This window comes from Mesorhizobium sp. B2-3-2, from assembly GCF_006442295.1.
Lineage (GTDB): Bacteria > Pseudomonadota > Alphaproteobacteria > Rhizobiales > Rhizobiaceae > Mesorhizobium.
On sequence record NZ_VFWA01000005.1, the window covers coordinates 194,889 to 214,804 of the forward strand.

General features: G+C 64.5%; 16 protein-coding genes. 14 read left to right on the forward strand and 2 right to left on the reverse strand.

What is annotated here, in order from left to right; all coding sequences use genetic code 11:
• Positions 1-233 precede the first annotated feature (233 nt).
• From FJ964_RS15110 to FJ964_RS15125, 4 genes are all read left to right on the forward strand, one after another.
• Positions 234-1,169: a substrate-binding domain-containing protein gene (locus tag FJ964_RS15110; RefSeq protein ID WP_140551107.1), complete on the forward strand. Its 936-nt coding sequence runs from the start codon at positions 234-236 to the stop codon at positions 1,167-1,169.
• Positions 1,170-1,285: 116 nt separating this feature from the next.
• Positions 1,286-2,272 (forward strand): ABC transporter permease, encoded by a 987-nt coding sequence (locus FJ964_RS15115; RefSeq protein WP_140551108.1) that lies wholly within the window; start codon positions 1,286-1,288, stop codon positions 2,270-2,272.
• A gap of 3 nt (positions 2,273-2,275) precedes the next feature.
• On the forward strand, positions 2,276-3,067 hold the full coding sequence (locus FJ964_RS15120; protein WP_140551109.1) for an ATP-binding cassette domain-containing protein: 792 nt from the start codon (positions 2,276-2,278) through the stop codon (positions 3,065-3,067).
• Positions 3,068-3,179: 112 nt separating this feature from the next.
• Positions 3,180-4,202, forward strand: coding sequence for a LacI family DNA-binding transcriptional regulator (locus tag FJ964_RS15125; protein WP_140551110.1), 1,023 nt, complete (start codon positions 3,180-3,182; stop codon positions 4,200-4,202).
• A gap of 333 nt (positions 4,203-4,535) precedes the next feature.
• Here FJ964_RS15125 and FJ964_RS15135 read toward each other — a convergent pair whose 3' ends face one another.
• The gene (locus tag FJ964_RS15135; protein ID WP_140497923.1) at positions 4,536-5,129 is read right to left on the reverse strand and encodes a TetR/AcrR family transcriptional regulator; all 594 of its coding nucleotides are present in this window, start codon (positions 5,127-5,129) and stop codon (positions 4,536-4,538) included.
• Positions 5,130-5,375: 246 nt separating this feature from the next.
• On the opposite strand from FJ964_RS15135, the gene FJ964_RS15140 reads away from it, so the two are divergent.
• From FJ964_RS15140 to FJ964_RS15185, 10 genes are all read left to right on the forward strand, one after another.
• Complete coding sequence (locus FJ964_RS15140) at positions 5,376-5,624, forward strand: hypothetical protein (protein WP_140551111.1); 249 nt, start codon at positions 5,376-5,378, stop codon at positions 5,622-5,624.
• Positions 5,618-8,794 carry a multidrug efflux RND transporter permease subunit gene (locus tag FJ964_RS15145; RefSeq protein ID WP_140551312.1) on the forward strand — a complete coding sequence of 1,059 codons (3,177 nt, stop codon included), beginning with the start codon at positions 5,618-5,620 and terminating at the stop codon, positions 8,792-8,794. The genes FJ964_RS15140 and FJ964_RS15145 overlap by 7 nt, the downstream gene beginning before the upstream one ends.
• 15 nt (positions 8,795-8,809) lie before the next feature.
• Complete coding sequence (locus FJ964_RS15150) at positions 8,810-9,964, forward strand: efflux RND transporter periplasmic adaptor subunit (RefSeq protein WP_140551112.1); 1,155 nt, start codon at positions 8,810-8,812, stop codon at positions 9,962-9,964.
• Positions 9,965-10,136: 172 nt separating this feature from the next.
• On the forward strand, positions 10,137-10,829 hold the full coding sequence (locus FJ964_RS15155) for a GntR family transcriptional regulator (RefSeq protein WP_140551113.1): 693 nt from the start codon (positions 10,137-10,139) through the stop codon (positions 10,827-10,829).
• A gap of 29 nt (positions 10,830-10,858) precedes the next feature.
• Complete coding sequence (locus tag FJ964_RS15160; protein WP_140551114.1) at positions 10,859-11,965, forward strand: mandelate racemase/muconate lactonizing enzyme family protein; 1,107 nt, start codon at positions 10,859-10,861, stop codon at positions 11,963-11,965.
• On the forward strand, positions 11,962-13,146 hold the full coding sequence (locus FJ964_RS15165) for a mandelate racemase/muconate lactonizing enzyme family protein (RefSeq protein ID WP_140551115.1): 1,185 nt from the start codon (positions 11,962-11,964) through the stop codon (positions 13,144-13,146). The genes FJ964_RS15160 and FJ964_RS15165 overlap by 4 nt, the downstream gene beginning before the upstream one ends.
• 232 nt (positions 13,147-13,378) lie before the next feature.
• Positions 13,379-15,043, forward strand: coding sequence for an ABC transporter substrate-binding protein (locus FJ964_RS15170; protein ID WP_140551116.1), 1,665 nt, complete (start codon positions 13,379-13,381; stop codon positions 15,041-15,043).
• A gap of 70 nt (positions 15,044-15,113) precedes the next feature.
• On the forward strand, positions 15,114-16,067 hold the full coding sequence (locus FJ964_RS15175; protein WP_140551313.1) for an ABC transporter permease: 954 nt from the start codon (positions 15,114-15,116) through the stop codon (positions 16,065-16,067).
• Positions 16,064-16,942: an ABC transporter permease gene (locus FJ964_RS15180; RefSeq protein WP_140497909.1), complete on the forward strand. Its 879-nt coding sequence runs from the start codon at positions 16,064-16,066 to the stop codon at positions 16,940-16,942. Before FJ964_RS15175 ends, FJ964_RS15180 begins: the two co-directional genes overlap by 4 nt.
• Positions 16,935-18,986, forward strand: a complete 2,052-nt coding sequence (locus tag FJ964_RS15185) for an ABC transporter ATP-binding protein (RefSeq protein ID WP_140551117.1) — start codon at positions 16,935-16,937, stop codon at positions 18,984-18,986. The genes FJ964_RS15180 and FJ964_RS15185 overlap by 8 nt, the downstream gene beginning before the upstream one ends.
• 22 nt (positions 18,987-19,008) lie before the next feature.
• Here FJ964_RS15185 and FJ964_RS15190 read toward each other — a convergent pair whose 3' ends face one another.
• On the reverse strand, positions 19,009-19,911 hold the full coding sequence (locus FJ964_RS15190) for a LysR family transcriptional regulator (protein ID WP_140551118.1): 903 nt from the start codon (positions 19,909-19,911) through the stop codon (positions 19,009-19,011).
• Positions 19,912-19,916: the final 5 nt, after the last annotated feature.

The window sequence follows — 19,916 nt, forward strand, 5'->3', positions numbered from 1 at the left end:
CGACCCTCGGGGCCGGTATCGCCTGCCGCGAAAAATCATTCGAACTGATGCAATCTGATGGGTCTCCTGATGGCGCCCCGTCAGGCGCCGACTACGACTGACAGGCGGAGGCTTGCCATTTGTCGAAAAAGAGGATGCTCTGATCATCCAACACGGCGTTGGCGAGGAGGACGCGATCTTGCCCGATCAAAGGGCGGTTTCAAACTGATCAATTTCAAACGGGAGGAAATCAAATGCTGACACGGCTAAGAGTGGTTCTATACGGCCTGCTGGTCGCGCTGGCGGTCATTCCGGCGGCGGCGCAGGCCAAGACGTTCTACTGGATTTCACATGGCGGCCCGGCCGATCCGGTCTGGACCTACTTCCTTGCCGGCGCCAAGCAATGGGCCAAGGACACCGGCAACACCGTCAACACCTCGTTCCACAATGGCGACGTCGCCTCCCAGCAGGAGGCGGTGCGGGCCGCGATCTCGGCCAAGGCCGACGGCATCACCACCACCAGCCCCGATCCGGGCAGCCTTGTCGAGATCGTAAAGGAAGCCCGCGCGGCCAACATCCCGATCATCAACTTCAACACGCCCGATCCCAAGGCCAATTTCAACGCCTATGTCGGCGGTGACAACGTAACCTTCGGCAAGCACTGGGCGCAGTATCTGGTCGACAAGGGCCTGGTGAAGAAGGGCGACTTCGTCTGGATGCCGGTCGAGATTCCCGGCGCCACCTACGGCGTCCAGGAGGAGGAAGGCATCAAGAGCGTGTTCGAGCCGCTGGGCATCACCTATGAGGTGACCGAGGCGACGCTCGACCAGGCGGAAGTGATCAATCGCATGGTCGACTATCTCACCGCCAACAAGGCCAAGGTGAAGGCGATCATCGGCCTTGGCGACCTCGTCACCGGCTCGATCAAACGCGTGTTCGACCAGGTCGGCGTCAAGCCGGGCGAAATTCCGGTCGTGGGCTGGGGCAACTCGCTCGACACCACGCAGGAAGTGCTGAACGGCTATGTCAATGCCGGCCAGTGGCAGGACCCGCAGGCGACCAGCTATGTCGCGCTGTCGCTCGCCAACATGGCCGCGAGCGGCATTCCCCCGGGCTTCAACGTCATCACCGGCGCGCTCTATGAGAAAGACACCGCCGGGGTCTACGACAAGATCCTGTCCGGCAAATAGTCCCTGATCTCCAGCGCCGCACGTCACCGGCGTGCGGCGCCCTGCCCTTTTGCCGGTATCGAGCCGTTCGACGCGGCCCGACAGTCCGGCCCATTCCAACCAGTCGCGGGTTACACGTGGAAAATCGTTCGCTTGTCCAAGGTCTGATCGCGCGGCCGGAATTCGGCCCCTTCGTGCTGCTCGTCGTCGAGATCGCCGTCTTCTGGGGCTTCAACCACGACTTCCTATCACCGCAGAACATTTCCAACACGCTGGCTTTCACCGTCGAGCTCGGACTGATCGCGCTGGCCATGACGTTGCTGATGACGTCGGGCGAATTCGACCTTTCCGTCGGCTCGCTGTTCGGCTTCTCGCCGGTGCTGATGTGGACGCTGTTCAACAGCGGCCTCACCTCGCTGGAGATCGGCTTCGTCCTCGCGCTGCTGGTCGCCGCCTTTATCGGGCTGGTCAATGGCTGGTTCGTCACGCAGCTCAAGATCCCGTCCTTCCTGGTCACGCTCGGCATGCTGCTGGTGGTGCGGGGCACCGCGCTGTTCGTCACCGACGGTTTTCCGCAGCGCACCTGGAGCGCCGAGGGCAGTTGGCTTGCGGAGGCGCTGGTCGGCGATTTCTTCATCGGCCCGTTCCGCATCTACATGTCGCTCTTCTGGTTCATCGCCGCGGCCATCGCGCTGGGCTACGTGCTGACGCAAAGCCGCACCGGCAACTGGATCCAGGCGGCCGGCGGCAACCCGAACGCTGCAAGGGCGCGCGGCGTCAACGTCAACGGCGTCAAGATCGGCCTGTTCGTGCTGTCCTCGGTCATGGCCTCGCTTGCCGGCGTCATATCCTCGCTGCGCACCTCGGCCGCCAACCCCAATAGCGGCACCGGCTACGAGCTCGAGGTCATCGCCATGGTGGTGATCGGCGGCACGGCGCTGACGGGCGGGCGCGGCACGATCATCGGCACCGTGCTCGGCATCCTGATCCTGCGCGTCATGCGCAACGGCATCGTGCTGATCGGCGTGCCGGGCCTTGCCTACAACATCTTCATCGGCGCGATCATCCTTGGCATGATGGCGCTTCATTCATGGCTGGAACGCCGGCATCAGGCAGGGACGTGAACCATGGCCGAGCCACTGATCCGCATGCAGAACATCCGCAAGTCCTACGGGCGCGTGCAGGCGCTGGTGGACGCCAATTTCCACGTCAACGAGCGCGAGATCGTCGGCCTGCTCGGCGACAACGGCGCCGGCAAGTCGACGCTGATTAAGGTGCTGTCGGGCGCGGTGCCGCTGACCAGCGGCGACATCTTCATCCGCGGCAAGAAGGTGAACCTGCGCAGCACCAGCGACGCCATCGCCAACGGCATAGAGACCATCTACCAGGACTCGGCGCTGGTCACGCAACTGTCGATCGCCCGCAATTTGTTCCTCGGACGTGAGCCGATCAAGCCGCCGCGCTTCCTCAACCGCATGGATCAGGAGGCGATGAACACGGTCGCGCGCAACCTGCTCAAGCAGGTCGGCATTTCCAAGAACATCCCGCCGACCACGCCGATCGGCTCGCTCTCCGGCGGCGAGCGCCAGGCGGTGGCGATCGCGCGCGCCATGCATTTCGACAGCGACCTCATCATCCTCGACGAACCGACCAACAATCTCGGCGTCGCCGAAACCCAGGGCGTGCTGAGCTTCGTGCGCAGCGCGCGCGATTCCGGGCATTCCTGCATCTTCATCGCGCACAACATCCACCATGTCTTCCAGGTAGTGGACCGCATCGTCGTCATGCGGCGCGGCAAGGTGGTGGCCGGGGACATCGACCCCAAGACGACCAGCGTGGCGGAGGTCGAACGCATCATCACCGGCATGTCGGACAAGGAGATCCGCGACGCCATCGCCGATGGCAAGCCGGCGCATTGAGGATGAACGCAAACCGTCCTGGCGAAGCAGCAGAGTGGGCATCCGGACGATGGGAGCGCTCAGGCCGCATCGCCCGCCTGGCGTGCCATCGCATCGGCGCATAGGTTGCGGCATGAAAGCCACCGTCTCCGACATCGCCAGGAGCTGCGAACTGTCGACCGCGACAGTCGACAGGGTGCTCAATAACCGCAAGGGGGTCAGCGCGGCCAACCGGCAGCGCGTCATGGAGGCCGCCAAGCAGCTCGGCTATCTGCCGGTCGCCGACCAGGTAACGCTCCCGTCCCGGCCGGCCAATCTCGAATTCTTCCTGCCGATCGGCAGCAACGCCTTCATGCAGGATCTGGCCAGGCATATCGAGGACTATGCCTCGCGCCTGCCGCTCGTTGCCTCCTGCCGGATCCATAACCTCGCCGGAATCTCGCCGAACGCCTTGCAGACCGCGGTCGAAAACCTGTCGCTGAAAGCCAACGGCGTCGGCGTCATCGCCGTCGATCATCCCAGGACGCGCAACATCCTGCGCGACATCGTCGAGGCCGGCATCCGCCTGGTGACGCTGGTGTCCGATATTCCGGCGGCACCCCGCTCGGCCTATGTCGGCATCGACAACCGGGTGGCCGGACGGACCGCCGCACTCCTGATGGGGCGCTTTCTCGGCGACCGCGAGGGCCAGTTGGCGATGGTGGTCGGCTCGCGCTCCTATCGCGGCCATGAGGAACGCGAGATGGGTTTCCGCTCCGTGCTCGGCGAGGAGTTCCCCAACCTCAGCGTCAGCAGCGCCGTCGAGATCAACGACGAGCCCGATGCCAGCTATGCCGAAACCATGAAGGCGCTGCGCAACGAGCCGGAACTGCTCGGCATCTATTGCATTGGAGCTGGACGCTCCGGCGTCGCCAAAGCCATCCGGGAGGCCAGGCCCAACCGCAAGCCGGTATTCATCTGTCACGACCTGACGAGGGAAACGCGCGGCTATCTCGTCGACGATCTCGCCGACGTCGTCATCGACCAGAATGCCAGGCTGATCGCCGAGCAATCGGTCATCCGCCTGCTTGGCTCGATCGCATCATCGGCGCCCTACCTGACGCGGAAGTTCATCGAGCCGCGGCTGATCTTCCGGGAAAATGTCCCGGTGCAGTGACGCGGGCCGCGAGGTCTTCCGGTCACGGTGTTCGCGAGCGATACGGCGAATCTGCACAGCTGCTATGCACGATTCATGATTGCCGAATCATTGGGCAACTCATAGCTTCTGGTTGTCGGCCATCTACTCCTCCCAGATGCGATGCCGGCGCTGAGTGGGGTGCACCTCCTCCCGCACCACATTCGAAATCGAGCCCGCTGCCACCTCCTCCCGGCAGCGGGCTTTTTTATTGCCGGACATTTCCGGGAACGGCAGGGAATTCTCGCAGGATCAAAAGGTATGGCAAACCGGAAGCGTACGCGCTGTCCGGCGCCAATGAGCCTTGCCGATGGATCAGCCCGCGGCGGCTCCGCCCCTGAACGACTGGATCAACCCTTCCGCCATGCGCACCAATTGCGCGCTAGGGCCTTCGGTTCCAACGGTCTGCACGCTCACGCGCGCGCCCTCGCACAGCAGCGAAAGCGTATCGGCCAGAAGTTCGGCCTGGCCGATACCGGCGCCCCGGCACAGCGCCACCAGGCGCTCACGCTGGGCTTCCTTGAGCTCCTTGATCACGCGCCTGGCCGGATGGTCGGGTTCAGTCAGCTCAACCGCGGCGTTGGCCATGTCGCAGCCCCGGCAATCGGCCGTAAGCATCTCGGCCGCCTTGCGAACCCAGGCATGCAGTTGCGCGAGCTTGTCGCCCGGATGCTCGGCTTCGAATGCGTCCCACATCGCGCCAGCCTTTGATGCGGTGGCGCGCAGGCATTCGATGATCAGATCGTCCTTGGATTCGAAATGACGGTAGAGCGTCATCTTGTTCGTGCCGGCAGCCTCGGTGATGGCGTCGACGCCGACGCCCTTGATGCCGTGCTTGTGGAACATGTCGCGCGCCGTCTCCAGGATCCGATCCCGGGGACGAGGGCGCTCCACGACGCCGTCTGTCATCATTGATCTCCTTTCGTTTCCAAAAATCCCTCGGCCACCTCTTGACTAGGGTGTTACCGGTCTGTAACTTCCAGCATGTTACTTACTGGTAACACCTATGGCGCCCGCCGTCAATAACAAGACCGTGATCTGGTCCGGCCAGATCGGGGCGGGCGAAAAATTGCATTTCATGCGGCTCCGGCCGGTGAAGAGATGAAAAACGGTTCGCGAGCATGGGCTGCGAATCGACAGACAAGGAGCCGGCCAATGCCACAGCGCCGCGATCTTACCATAGATGAAGCCGTCCGGGATCCGATGATCCGGCTGGTCATGAAAGCCGACGGGGTCGATCCGCGCGCTTTCGAAACAATGCTGCGCAGGCTTGCGGGCACGCAGCGCGGCGATGTGCCGTTGCTCCGTTCGTCGGAAGAGTTCGGGCGCGGCCAGAGGCTGTCCAGGGTTGCCACTGCGTTCGGCAGGGCAAGAGCAGCCGGAGAGGCGTGCGTGTCGTGGTAAACTTCTTCATTCACCGCCCGATCTTCGCCTCGGCGATCGCCATCATTATGGTGCTCGCCGGGACGATTTGTTATTTCCTGCTGCCCGTCTCGCAGTTTCCCGACATCACACCGCCGCAGGTCGTGGTCAGCGCCCACTATCCGGGGGCCAGCGCGCAGGTGGTCGCCGACACGGTGACGACGCCGCTGGAGCAGCAGATCAACGGCGTGCAAGGCATGACCTACATGTCGTCGACCAGCTCCAACGACGGCTCCTCGACGATCACCATCACCTTCGATGTCGGCTATTCCCTGAGCACCGCCGCCGTCGACGTCCAGAACCGGGTCTCGCAGGCTGCCTCGTCGCTGCCGGCGATCGTCAACCAGGGCGGCGTGACGATCAAGAAGCAGAATCCGAACTTTGTCCTCATCGTCAATCTCACCTCCCCCGACGGCTCCGTCGATCCGGTGGCGCTGTCGAACCTTGCCTATCTGCAAGTGGTGGACCCGCTGAAGCGGCTGCCCGGTGTCGGCGACGTGCAGATCTTCGGCGAGCGGCGCTATTCGATGCGCGTCTGGCTCGATCCGGACAAGCTCGCCAATCTCGGCATCACCGCCGTTGACGTCCAGAACGCCATTGCCGAGCAGAACGTCCAGGTGGCCGCCGGCAAGATCGGCCAGTCTCCGGCGCCTGCCGGCACGGCTTTCGAGATGCAGGTCAATGCCGTCGGCCGGTTGAGCGATCCCAAGGAGTTCGGCGACATCGTGGTGCGCGCCAACACCACCAGCGGCTCGCTGGTGCGGCTGCGCGACGTCGCCCGCATCGAGCTCGGCGCCCTGCAATATTCGTCGTCGGCCTTCTTCGGCAAGGACCCGACCGTGGTGCTCGCCGTCTACCAGATGCCCGGTTCCAACGCGCTCGATCTGCAGCAGCGCGTAAAGGACAAGATGCAGGAGCTGTCCGCCCGCTTTCCCAAGGGCGTCAGCTATGCCATGCACTACGACACGACGCGCTTCGTCTCGGCCTCCATGCATGACGTGCTGATCACGCTTGGCGAGGCTCTGGTTCTCGTCGTCGCCGTGGTGTTCATCTTCCTGCAAAGCTGGCGCACCACAATCATCCCGACGATTGCCATTCCGGTGTCGCTGGTAGCGACGCTCGTCGTCATGGAGATGATGGGCTTCTCGCTCAACATGCTCTCCCTGCTCGGCATGGTGCTGGCGATCGGCCTCGTCGTCGACGATGCCATCGTGGTGGTCGAGAATGTCGAACGACAGCTCGAGGCCGGGCTGAAACCGCTGGCGGCGACGAAGGCCGCCATGGCCGAGGTCACCGGTCCGATCATCGCCACCACAGCCGTGCTGATGGCCGTCTTCGTGCCGGTCGCCTTCATCCCCGGCGTTTCGGGGCGGCTCTACAACCAGTTCGCGCTGACGGTGGCGATCTCGGTCGGCATTTCCGCCTTCAATTCGCTGACGCTGAGCCCGGCGCTGAGCGCCGCCTTCCTGCGTCATCGCCATGGCGAACAGTTCGTGCTGTTCCGCTGGTTCAATTCGGGCTTCGACAGGCTGTCTCATGCCTATGCCAATGGCGTGCGCGTCCTCATCCGCTTGCGCTGGATCATGCTCGGCTTGTTCGCGGCCGGGCTGGTCGCCACCTATTTCGTCTGGGCGAAGCTTCCCTCGACCTTCCTTCCGGTCGAGGACCAGGGCTATTTCTTCGTCGTCATCCAACTGCCCGATGGCGCTTCGCTGGAGCGCACGGACGCGGTGGCGCAAAAGGCGCGCGACATCCTGCAGGCGACGCCCGGCGTCGACATCGTCGGCTCGATCAGCGGCCTGAACTTCCTGACCAGCGCGGCGCAGTCGAATTCCGCGGTCGAATTCGCCATCCTGAAGCCGTGGGAGGAGCGTGGTCCCGACCAGAGCGCCTCCAAGCTCGTCGCCGACGTACGCGGCAAGCTGATGCAGATCCCGGAGGCGTTTGCGCTCTCCTTCGATCCGCCATCGATCCCGGGCATCGGCACCACCGGCGGCTTCGAATTCGTCGTCGAGGACCTCACCGGCCGTGGCAGCACCGCACTCAACGACGCGACGCAAGCCGTGATCGCCGAGGCGCGCAAGCAGCCGGAAATCAACCCGCAGCAGCTGTTCTCGCCATTCTCGACCTCGACGCCGCAGTTCAACTACGACCTCGATCGCGCCAAGGCGAAGCTGCTTGGGCTCAACCTGCCTGACGTCTTCAACACGCTGCAGATCTATCTCGGCTCGCTCTACGTCAACGACTTCAACCTGTTCGGCCGCACCTTCCGGGTGACCATCCAGGCCGATAAGGATGCACGCGCGGGTGCGGCCGACATTTCGCGGCTCTATGTGCGCAATGCCTCCGGCGGCATGGTGCCGCTCAGCACGCTGGGCAAGCTGGTGCCGTTCGTCGGCCCGGAAACGGTGCCGCACTACAACAACAACGCCTCGGCCTCGATCAATGGCGGCGCTGCGCCCGGCTATTCGTCCGGCCAGGCGGTCGCCGCCATGGAACGGGCCGCCGCAACGGCTCTGCCAAGGGATTTCGGCTTCGAATGGACCGGCATCACTTTCCAGGAGCTCAAGGCGGGATCGATCGCGTCGGTCGTCTTCGGCCTCGCCATCGTCTTCGTCTTCCTGATCCTGGCGGCGCAATATGAGAGCTGGGCGATGCCGTTCATGGTGCTGCTGGCAGTGCCGCTCGCCCTGTTCGGCGCATTCGTGGTGCTGTGGGTGCGCGGCATGCAGATCGACGTCTACTCGCAGATCGGCTTCGTCATGCTGATCGGCCTGGCGGCCAAGAACGCCATCCTGATCGTCGAGTTCGCCCGGCGACGGCGCGAAGAAGGCCTCAGCATCGTCGAAGCGGCGATGGAAGCGGCACGGCTGAGGCTGCGGCCGATCCTGATGACGGCCTTCGCCTTCATCCTGGGCGTGCTGCCGCTGATGTTCGCGACCGGCGCCGGTGCCGCCAGCCGTCAATCGATCGGCACGACCGTCTTCGGCGGCATGGTGGCAGCGACCATCCTGTCGCTGGTGTTCGTGCCGGTCTTCTATGCGGTCATCGAACAGCTGCGCGAACGGCGCGGCGACGACGAGCCCGCTTCCCTGCATTCCGAACCAACTGCCAAACCCGCCTTGCCGCCCATGGCGCAAGCGGCCGAATAAGATTGGAGACTGAACATGCGTAAATGGAAAATCGCTTTGGGCGCGGCTGTCGCGCTGGGCGCAATCTCGGTGGCGAGCGTTCACCTGCTCGATATGGGCAGCCTCAGCCTCAATGCCGGCACGGCCGGAGCGGCGACCCCCGCTCCCGCGGCATTCGTCATGCCGGTGCCGGTGACCAGCGTGGTGAAGAAGACGATCCCGATCTATCTCGACTATGCCGCCCGCACCGAACCGATCCGCAGCGTCACGCTGCAGGCCAGAGTGCCGGGTTACCTGGAAGAGCAGGTCGCCGAAGACGGTGCCGACGTCAAAAAAGGCGACCTCCTCTACAAGATCGCGCCGCAGGATTTCCAGGCGGCGCTCGACCAGGCGAAAGCGCAGGTGCAGCGCGACACCGCGACGCTCGACTATGCCCGCTCCAATCTCGGCCGCGGCACCGAGCTCGCCAAGAGCGGCTACCTGGCCAAGGACAGCTTCGACCAGCGCACCAGCACTCTGCGCGAGGCGCAGGCGTCGCTGGCGCTCAACCAGGCGGCGGTCCGCACGGCCGAGCTCAATCTGAGCTATTCGGAGATCCGCGCTCCCTTCGCCGGCCGCATCGGCCGTAACCAGGCCTCGATCGGCACGCTGGTCAGTGTCGCCGGCACGGTGCTCAACACGCTAGTGCAACTCGACCCGATCTATGTAACCTTCAATCCGAGCGAGAGCGATCTGGCGCAGATCGAGGAAGCTCGCGCCGCCGGCCCGATCGAGGTCGAGGTGCTGCTCCCGGGCGAGACCGAAGCCCATCAGAAGGGTGAACTCACCTTCATCGACAACACGATCGACCATTCGACCGGCACCATCACCGCGCGCGCCACCATCGGCAACGCCAAGTTCGCGCTGCTGCCTGGCCAATATGTCCGCGTACGGCTGCACGTCAAACAGCAGCCCGATGCGCTGATGGTGCCGCAGGTCGCACTGGGTTCGAGCCAACTCGGCAAATATCTCTACGTCGTCGGCAAGGGCAATACGGTCGACCAGCGGCTGGTTTCGACCGGGCCGACCAGCGGCGACCTGGTGGCCATCCTCAGCGGCGTCGCGGAAGGCGACCAGGTGATAACAGGCAATCTGCAGAAGATCGGCCCTGGAATGCCGATTTCGCCACTGCCACAGAAACCGGCCACCTGACTCCCCCGCAGGCCCGGTTTCAGCGCGGCGCCCCGGCCTTCCCACAGGTCGCGGGCGCCGCTTTTGCGAGCAGTTCCGCCCGACCAGTACCGGCGATGTAAAAAAGCCGCAAAGCTCTTGTTAGATTGTCGACAATCTGCTTGTCTTGCCCTGTTTCGTCGGGAGTGGCCGGATGGCAAAGGCGGATTTCAGTCCAATCGCGGATACGACGCGCCGCGCGGAGATCGTGGCGCTGCTGCGACGGGCAATCCTGACCGGCCAGTTGGAGCCGGGCCAGAAGCTCAACGAGCTGCGGATTTCCGAGCAGATGCGCGTCAGCCGCGCGCCTTTGCGCGAAGCGATGCGCGAGCTGGTGCAGGAAGGCATACTGACCAGCATCCCCTATGCCGGCACCTTCGTCATCAATGTCACCGCCAAGGACATCGACGATGTCTACTCGCTCAACAAGGTGCTCGACGAATTCGCCATCGAGCGGACATGGGAGCTGCGCGACCGGCGCTTTTTCGATGAGCTCGACCGGCGCCATGAGGCGGTGAAGCAGGCGACGCGCGACCGCGACACCACAAGGCAGATCGAAACCGCACTGCAACTGCATGGCCTGATTCACGAATGGGCCGACAATTCCGTTCTTTTGGAAACATGGCAGCGGCTGACCAGCCGGTTGCAGATGTATTTCGCCCTGCACCAGCAGGCACGCAACGAAGCGGTGCCCGCCGAGGACGTTCACGAGACCTACGTGCGGCTGCTCAAGGGCGACGACATGCGCGCTGCCCAGCGCCACGCCCGCGAGCATATAGACCACGACTTTGAAGAGCTTCTTGCCTACGCGCGCGCCCTCGAACAGCGCCCGTCGAAAGGCGCCTGATCCTTCCCCGGCGGATAACGGACATCAACGTGCAGATCGCAACCATCAAGGCCTACCATGTCGTGCAGCCCTTCGTGGACGGCCCCTACCGCATGTCCAAGGGGCGCGTCGCCGACGCCTTCGACGCGGTGATCGTCGCCATCTCCTCAGACGATGGCATCACCGGCTGGGGCGAGATGGCGCCGCTCGGCAATTTCTATTCGGCCGCCTTCCCGGCGGGCGCCCGTGCCGGCGTTATGGAGATCGCCCCGCACCTCATCGGCCAGGAGCCACGCGGCCTCGCTGGCATCGGCCGGCTGATGGACACCGTCTTCAAGGGCCACCCCTACATCAAGTCGGCACTCGACATGGCCTGCTGGGATCTCGCCGCGCGCGCCGCCGACGTGCCGCTGGTGACGATGCTGGGCGGTAAGGAGAGCGATACGGCCGAGCTCTACAAGGTCGTCACCCATGGCAGCGTCGATGCCATGGCCGCGCTTGCGAAGCGCATCGTCCAGGACGGCTTCCACCGGCTGCAGGTCAAGGTCGGCGGCAACGTCCGCGACGACATCGAACGCGTCACGGCGGTCGCCGCCTCAGTGCCGAAAGACACTGTCATCTTCTGCGACGCCAATGCCGGCTGGACGCCCTACCAGGCGCGCCAGTTCGCCGATGCGACGCGCTCGGTCGATTACACATTCGAGCAACCCTGCACGACGATCGAGGAAACCATGTCGGTGCGCCGCATGCTCGACAAGCCGATGGTGCTCGACGAATCCGTCACCTCGCTCGAGGACATGCTGGAAATCCATCGCCGGGGCGCGGCCGACGGGCTGACGCTGAAGATCTCGCGGCTCGGCGGCGTCACCAGGACCCGGCTGATCCGCGATGTCGCCGTAGACCTCGGCTTCATGATCACCGTCGAGGACACTGGCGGCGCCGAGATCGACACTGCGGCCATGGCGCATCTGTCGCTGTCGACGCCGCTGGAGCGCCGCCTGCACGCCATCGCCTTCCACGAATGGGTGACGGTGCGCACGGCGTCGAACAAGCCGCCGGTCACCGGCAGCCGCATGGGCGTTCCGGATGGTCCGGGCCTCGGCATCGACGTCCTCCCGGATCTTCTCGGCAAGCCCTTCTTCGAGGTCGGCCGGTGAAAATCCGCGGCATCAAGGCGACGCCGATCAACCTCAGGCTGGAGGCGCCTTATGCCTGGGTGTTCGGTGAACTCGACGGCTTCTCGCCGACCATTGTCGAAGTGGAGACCGAAGATGGCCTGATCGGCCTCGGCGAAGCACCGACACCGGCAGCAGCCGCGATCATCAACGACATCCTGGCACCGCGGCTCGTGGGCCGCGACGCCTTTGACATCGCCGGCGCCGAGCATGTCTGCCTCCCCTACTGGACCGGCGTGCAGTCGATCAACGACCGCACCCGCATCATGGCCTTCGGCGCGATCGACATGGCGCTCTGGGACCTGCGCGGCAAGGCGTGGAACCAGCCGCTCTACCAATTGCTCGGCGGGGCCGTGCGCAAGGACATCCCATTCACCGACTATTTCTCGCTGCGCGGCGACGGGCCAAGGGTGAAAGGCGAGACGACGCCGGAGGAGGTCGCCGACTATTGCGTCGAGCTTCATGAGACGCACGGAACGACCTTCTTCGAAGGGAAGTTCTCGACGCAGGCTCCAAAAATCTCGCTGAAGATGATCGAATTGATCCGCAGGAAGCTCGGCGACGATGCGATGATCCGCATCGATTCCAACCAGGCCTATTCGCTCAGCACCGCCCGGCGACTGGCGCGGCCGCTGGAAGAGCTTGGCGTGCGCAATTGGGAGGATCCGGTGGCGACGATCGAGGAGATGCGCGAACTCAGGCGCCATTGCTCGATCCCGTTCTCGACCCACAACATCGACATCGCCCGCGCCATGGACCTCAAGGTGCCCGACGCCTTCGTCGGCAATCCGACGGCGCATGGCGGCATCGGCCGCATGCTGCGCTTCGTCGGCGCCTGCGAGCACGCCGGCATCGATTTCTGGTGCTACAGCGGCGACAGCGGCATCGGCAGCGCCGCCTACCTGCATCTGTGCGCGGCACTCGGCTGGATACGGGAGCCGAACCAGTCGCTGTTTCGCATGCAACCGACGGACGTAACCGAAGAGGGACCGTTTTGCCCGAGGAACAATATCGTGCGCGTCCCGGAGGGGGCCGGTCTCGGCATCACATTGTCGCGAGAACGGCTCTCTGCCTGCCATCGCGACTTCGCAGAGAACGGCCCCTGCGACAAATATCACGATCCGGCAAGGCCCGGAACTTACCGTCGTTTGCCGCTGAACTAGATGAGGGCGGCCGGCCAAAACAGAAGAAGCCAGCCGCCGCGATCCCGATCGGAAAGGTGGCCACGGACCAGAGGAAGCAGTGCAGCCCAGAATCCGGCACATCCACGCCAAGGACTGGATGGACCGGACAAAACCGCGTGCTACAGTCCCGGTCTACAGGCCTCTGGCGACCGGAAACGGTGTAGTCGCGAATTTTCGTCAACCATAAGAAACAGGGGAAAGGGTCAAACCCATGAGCAAGAATTATCGCATTCTCGATCTCATCCGGCGCAATCGCTCGCCGCTCGAAAATCATCTCATCGACGGTCTCGTCGACGGCCGTGTCAGCCGCCGCGACTTCATCCGCCATGGCAGCCTGCTCGGCCTGTCTCTGCCGCTGCTGGGCGGCATCACCACGGCCGCGGGCCTCGGTGCCGTGCCGTCGCCCGCCCGGGCGCAAGGCGCGCCAGGCGCCACGATCCGCGTCGCAAGCAGCGTGCCGGCGGCGACGATCGACCCTGTCACGATCGCCGATGCCGGCGGCCTGCTGATCATGCAACAAGTCGCAGAGTTCCTCTGCGTCGACGGTCCCGATCTCGTGCTCAAGCCGGCGCTGGCTGAAAGCTGGAAGCCGAACGACAACGGCTCGGTGTGGACTTTCAAGCTGCGTAAGGGCGTGAAGTTCCATAGCGGCGGCGAAATGAAGGCCGACGACGTGGTGGCCAGCATCGACCGGCTCGCCGACCCGGCCAACTCATCCAACGCACTGTCGGTGTTCACCGGCATCCTGTCGAAGGGCGCCAGCAAGAAGGTCGACGACTACACGGTGGAATTCCACCTCGACGCCCCGAACGGCAACTTTCCCTACCTGGTGTCATCGGACAATTACAACGCCGTCATCGTGCCGGCGAGCTATAAGGGCGACTACGAAAAGAGCTTCGACGGCACCGGGCCCTTCAAGATCGACAAATACACGCCGAAGGTCGGCGCTTCCTTCGTCCGCAATGAGGACTATTGGGGCGAGAAGGCGCTGCCGGAACGCACCGAATTCACGTTCTTTGCCGACATGCAGCCAATGATCCTGGCGCTTCAAGGCGGGCAGGTCGACATCATCAACCAGATGCCTGTCCTGTCTGGCGTGGCGCTGCTCAACGATCCCAACATCGACATCATCAGCCTGAAATCGTCGGCGCACCAGCAACTGCACCTGCGCTGTGACGACGGGCCGATGAAGGATGCGCGCGTGCGCCGCGCCATCGCGCTCAGCCTTGACCGCGACAAGCTGGTCGCCGGCCTGATGAAGGGGCGCGCCGTGGCTGGCAACGACAGCCCGTTCGCCCCGGTCTATCCCTCGACCGATGCGAGCGTGCCGCAGCGCAAGCAGGACATCGCGCAGGCCAAGCAGCTCATGGAAGCGGCGGGCGCCGGCAAGGGCTTCAAGATGACGCTGACCACCGAGCGCTATCTCGAAATCCCCGAATACGCCCAGCTCATCCAGAACTGGGTCAAGGAAATCGGCATCGAGCTCGAGCTCAACATCCTCGACCAGAGCGCCTATTACGGCGACGCCGTGTTCGGCAAATCGAACTGGCTGGACTCGGAAATGGGCATCACCGACTACGGCCACCGCGGCGTGCCGAACGTCTATCTTGCCGCCCCGCTGAAGAGCGAAGGCACATGGAACGCGGCGCACTTCAAGAACAAGGACTACGACGCGCTGGCGACCAGCTATATCGCGGCCCTAGATCTCGAAGCGCAGAAGGCGACGGCAGGCAAGATCCAGAAACTTCTGCTCGAGGAGACGCCGGTCATCTTCGGCTATTTCTACGACTATCTGACGGCGACGGCGAAGGGCGTGGCCGGCGTGCAGCCGACCGCGATGTCGCAGCTGTTCCTGGAAAAGGCGTCGAAGGCCTGAGCGAAAGGGAAAGCCAATCCTATAACAGCCAGCTTCCTGACGGGAGCTGGCTACTCAGGGAGTGTTAGCCATTCTCTCCTTCCTTGTCCGGCGCGTCTCGCTTTCGCTCGTCACACTGTTCCTGCTCAGCATCATGGTCTTCCTGGGCGGGCAGGTGCTGCCCGGCAATGTCGGGCGCGCCATATTGGGGCCGTTCGCCGACCAGCGCGCCGTCGATGCGCTCAACCATTCGCTCGGCGTCGACCGGCCACTGCTTGCCCAGTACTGGAGCTGGATTTCAAACTTCGTCCAGGGCGACATGGGCACGTCCTACATCTTCCGCTCGCCGGTCGCCCCCTTCGTTATCGATGCGCTGGGAAATTCGATGAAGCTGGCGGCGGTCGCCTTCGTGCTGGTGGTGCCGATCGGAATCCTTGGCGGCGTCGTCGCAGCCCTCAATCTCAACCGGCCGCTCGACCGTATCATCAGCCTTGGCGGCCTGTCGGTGACGGTGCTGCCGGAGTTCGTCACCGGCATCATCCTGATCCTGATCTTCGGCGTCTGGCTGCGCTGGCTGCCGATCTCGGCGGCATGGCCGCGTGATGCCGGTTTCTTCACGCAGCTTTACTACCTGATCCTGCCGGCGCTGCCGCTGTTCCTGGTGCTGTTCGGCTATATCGCGCGCATGGCGCGCTCGGGCATGATCGAGGCGCTCGATTCCGACTATACGCGAACCGCGGTGCTGAAGGGCCTGCCCTGGCGCACGGTGATCTGGCGCCACGTGCTGCGCAATGCGCTGCTGCCGACCATCACCGTGATCGCCACCCAGACCGGCTATCTCATCGGCGGCCTCGTGGTGATCGAGACGCTGTTCCGCTACCAGGGTATCGGCTCGCTGATCTTCACCGCCGCGCGGGGCAAGGATTTCCCGATGCTGGAATCGGGCATCCTGACCATCGGCATCGTCTATGCCATGGCCACCCTTGTGGCCGACTTCCTCTATTCCGTGCTCAATCCACGCATCCGGCTGGGGTCAGAACAATGAGCGCCGTCCAGACCAGTCCCGCCAGGCAGGACGACACACGTCAGCGCAGCCCGCTGGCGGAGGTTTTGTCCTCGCTGCTTCGCTCCGGCACCTTCCTCGTCGGCATCACCATCGTGCTGTTCTGGGTCGCCTGCGCGCTGTTCGGCGAACATTTCGCGCCCTACGATCCGCTTGCCGACGACATCATCAACGCGCTGGCGCCGCCTTCGGCCGAACACTGGTTCGGCACCGACCAGATCGGCCGCGACGTCTTCTCACGCGTCATCGTCGGCTCGCGCGACATCCTGACAGTCGCGCCGCTGGCGACATTGCTGGCGACGGTGGCCGGCACGGCGCTCGGGCTGCTCACCGGTTACTTCCGCGGCATCGTTGACGATGTCGTCAGCCGCATCCTGGAGGCCTTCATGGCAATCCCGGTGGTGATCGTGGCGCTGCTCGCCATCGTGGCGCTCGGCACGTCCAAGACCACCGTCATCGTCGTCATTGGGCTGAGCTTCGCGCCGATCATCGCGCGCACCGTGCGCTCGGCGGTGCTGGCTGAGCGCGAGCTCGACTATGTCGCCGCCGCCCAGCTCAGGCATGAAAGCGCGCTGCATACGATGTTCGTCGAGATCCTGCCCAACGTCATCCCGCCAATCCTGGTCGAAACCACGGTGCGGCTGGGCTACGCCATCTTCGCGGTCGCCACGCTCTCCTTCATGGGCTTCGGCATCCAGCCGCCATCGCCGGACTGGGGGCTCTCGATCTCCAGCAATTACGGCATGATCGGCGGCGGCTTCTGGTGGACCGTGCTGTTCGACGCGCTCGCCATCGCCTCGCTGGTGATTGGCGTCAACCTGGCGGCCGACGGCGTGCATGGAGCGTTCAATGACTGAACCCGCCAAGATCCGGAAGGCGAAGGCCCAGAACGCACTCGACCTCAACGACCTGTCGGTCGCCTATCGTGTTTCCGGCCGCAACCGGGCGGTGCTGCGCAATCTCAGCCTCACCATCGGCCGGGGCGAGGCTTATGGGTTGGTCGGCGAATCCGGCTGCGGCAAATCCACGGTCGCCCTTTCCGTCGTACGCTACCTCCCCAGAAACGGTTCGATATCAGGCGGCGCGATCTTCCTCGACGGGCAGGACGTCATGAAGCTCGATGCCGAGGCGCTCAGGCAGGCGCGGGCCGAAAGCGTCTCCATGGTCTATCAGGACCCCGGCAAGGCGCTGAACCCGTCGATCCGCATCGGTCGCCAGCTGACCGAGATATTCGAGCTTGGCGGCAAAACGGGGCAGGCAGCCGAGGATCGCGCAATCGCCATGCTCAACCGGGTGCGGATCTCCGATCCGGTCAGGGTCATGCAACGCTATCCGCACCAGCTTTCCGGCGGCATGCAGCAGCGCGTGGCGATCGCCATGGCGCTGGCCAACGATCCCTCGATGCTGATCCTCGACGAGCCGACGACTGGCCTCGACGCGACGGTCGAGGCCGAGGTTCTCGACCTGATCGCGCAGCTGCGGCAAGAACTGTCGGCCTCGATCCTGTTCATCAGCCACAATCTCGCCGTCGTCTCCAACATGTGCGACCGCGTCGGCGTGCTCTATGCCGGCATGCTGGTCGAGGAAGGACCGACGCAGGCCGTCTTCAAGGATCCCCGCCACCCCTATACGGTGGCGCTGCTGCGCTGCCTGCCGCGCGGCGGCCAGCGCAAGGACCAGGGCCGCCTCGACACCATCCCGGGTTTTTTGCCCGGCATCGGGGCCGACATCAAGGGCTGCCCCTTCGCCGACCGCTGCGCTCTCGCTACCGACCGCTGCCGCAACGAGTTGCCGCCGCTCTACGAGCTGGGCGGCCGGCTGTCGCGCTGCCACTATCACGAGAAGGCGCAATCCCTGCCGCGCGCGACGCCCATCGACGCGCCCGCCGCCCCGAAAGCCGCGGCCGCGCCGGTATTGCGGGTCGCCGGACTGAACAAGACCTTTGCCAGCCATGGCCACTCGCTGCGCGCGGTGAAGGACGTGTCGCTCGATCTCAGGCCGGGCGAAACGCTCGGGCTGGTCGGCGAATCCGGCAGCGGCAAGACTACTTTCGCCAGGCTGCTGCTCGGCCTCGTGCCGCCCGACGACGGCGGCAGCATCGAGCTCGAGGGCAAGGCGCTGGCGCCGCGGCTTGGGGACCGCAGCGACGACCAGGTCAAGGCGATGCAGATCGTCTTCCAGAATCCGGACTCCGCACTCAACCGCTCGCATTCGATAAGGCATCTGATCGGCCGCGCGCTGAAGCGGCTGGCAGGCTTGAGCGGCAAGGCGCTGGAGGCGCGCCTCGACGACCTCGTCCGCTCGGTGCGGCTGACCGACCGGCATCTGGCCGTGAAGCCGCGCCAGCTGTCGGGCGGACTGAAACAGCGCGTTGCCATAGCGCGTGCCTTCGCCGGCGATCCACGCATCGTCGTGTGCGACGAGCCGACCTCCGCACTCGACGTGTCGGTGCAGGCGGCGATCCTCAACCTGCTCGCCGATCTGCAAGCGAAGGAAGACGTCAGCTACATCTTCATCTCGCATGACCTTGGCGTGGTGCGCTACCTCTCCGACAAGATTGCCGTCCTCTATCTCGGCCGCATCATGGAGCTTGGGCCGTCGGAAGAGGTTTTCTCCGGCCCGCATCACCCCTACACCGAAGCGCTGCTGTCGGCCGTGCCCAGGCTCGACCAGACCGAAACGGCACGCATCCGTCTCGACGGCGAAATCCCCAGCGCCACCAACCCGCCCTCGGGGTGCGTGTTCCACACGCGCTGCCCGCGCAAGATCGGCCCGATCTGCGAACAGCGGGAGCCGCCGCTGGCCGAGGCGCGCCCCGGACACTCGATCCGCTGCCATATCCCCTACGCGGAACTCGCCAGGCTGCAGAGGCCGGTAGCGGTCGATACCCAGCCGGCGTAGCCGAAAATGCGGCCCCTGCCCTTCACAGATGGCCGGCCATGCTGAAGGATCTGTCGCCCTCGGCAAAGCCCTGCTCGCCGGCCCAATCCCTCGTCAGCGCCCGCAATCCCGCCAAGGCCACGTCGAGCACGTCCGACGACGCCGGATTGCTGGGATAGGCAAGATAGATCGGCCGCTGGAACACGGGCGTGTTCGCGACGCGTTTCATTTCGCCGCGCTCGATATGGCCGCTGACGGCGCTGAGCGGCAGATAGGCGGCGGCTTGCTGCGACAGCACGTGCTGCAACCCGATGAAGACCAGGCCGGCCGAAATGGCCGGCTTGACCATGCCGGCAAACGCCCGATCATGCTCGATGCGGAATTCGAGCCCCCAGTCCATCAGTATGTAGTTCTCGGTCCACGGCTTCGTCTGTGCAGCGTGCTGGACAAGCACCACCTGATCGACCGCCAGCGTTTCGTAAACGATGCCGGGATGCGGCCGCGGCAGATAGAGGATGCAGATGTCGAGCAGGCCTTCGGCCAGTTGGTCGATCGCCAGATCGGGAAAACTGCCCTCGAGCCGCAACGCCACGTTCGGCCGCTCGGCGCGCATCCATTCGACCCATGGCGAGGTGATGCGCTCCCACAGATAGGCGGGCGCGGTCAGCCGCAGCAGTGTTTCGTAGCCATCGGGAACTGCGATGTCCTGCCTCGATTGCTCCCAGGTGCGGGTAATTGCGGACGCATGCGGCAGGAACTGGCGGCCGGCCGGCGTCAGCGTGATGCCATCGCGGTCGCGGACGAAAAGCCGTCGCCCCAACTGCTCCTCCAGCACCCTTATCCGCGCACTGACGGTGGACTGGGCAAGGTTCAGCCGATTGGCCGCGACGGTGAAGCTGCCATGCTCGGCAATCTCCAGGAAACTGCGCAGGTTTTCGGTGTCCATACCTT

Bases quoted from the DNA above. Each gene is read 5' to 3' on its own strand.
- FJ964_RS15120 (WP_140551109.1), top strand. From the start codon at position 2,276: ATGGCCGAGCCACTGATCCGCATGCAGAACATCCGCAAGTCCTACGGG.
- FJ964_RS15110 (WP_140551107.1), top strand. From the start codon at position 234: ATGCTGACACGGCTAAGAGTGGTTCTATACGGCCTGCTGGTCGCGCTG.
- FJ964_RS15185 (WP_140551117.1), top strand. From the start codon at position 16,935: ATGACTGAACCCGCCAAGATCCGGAAGGCGAAGGCCCAGAACGCACTC.
- FJ964_RS15190 (WP_140551118.1), bottom strand. From the start codon at position 19,911: ATGGACACCGAAAACCTGCGCAGTTTCCTGGAGATTGCCGAGCATGGC.
- FJ964_RS15180 (WP_140497909.1), top strand. From the start codon at position 16,064: ATGAGCGCCGTCCAGACCAGTCCCGCCAGGCAGGACGACACACGTCAG.
- FJ964_RS15140 (WP_140551111.1), top strand. From the start codon at position 5,376: ATGCCACAGCGCCGCGATCTTACCATAGATGAAGCCGTCCGGGATCCG.
- FJ964_RS15125 (WP_140551110.1), top strand. From the start codon at position 3,180: ATGAAAGCCACCGTCTCCGACATCGCCAGGAGCTGCGAACTGTCGACC.
- FJ964_RS15170 (WP_140551116.1), top strand. From the start codon at position 13,379: ATGAGCAAGAATTATCGCATTCTCGATCTCATCCGGCGCAATCGCTCG.
- FJ964_RS15150 (WP_140551112.1), top strand. From the start codon at position 8,810: ATGCGTAAATGGAAAATCGCTTTGGGCGCGGCTGTCGCGCTGGGCGCA.
- FJ964_RS15135 (WP_140497923.1), bottom strand. From the start codon at position 5,129: ATGACAGACGGCGTCGTGGAGCGCCCTCGTCCCCGGGATCGGATCCTG.
- FJ964_RS15155 (WP_140551113.1), top strand. From the start codon at position 10,137: ATGGCAAAGGCGGATTTCAGTCCAATCGCGGATACGACGCGCCGCGCG.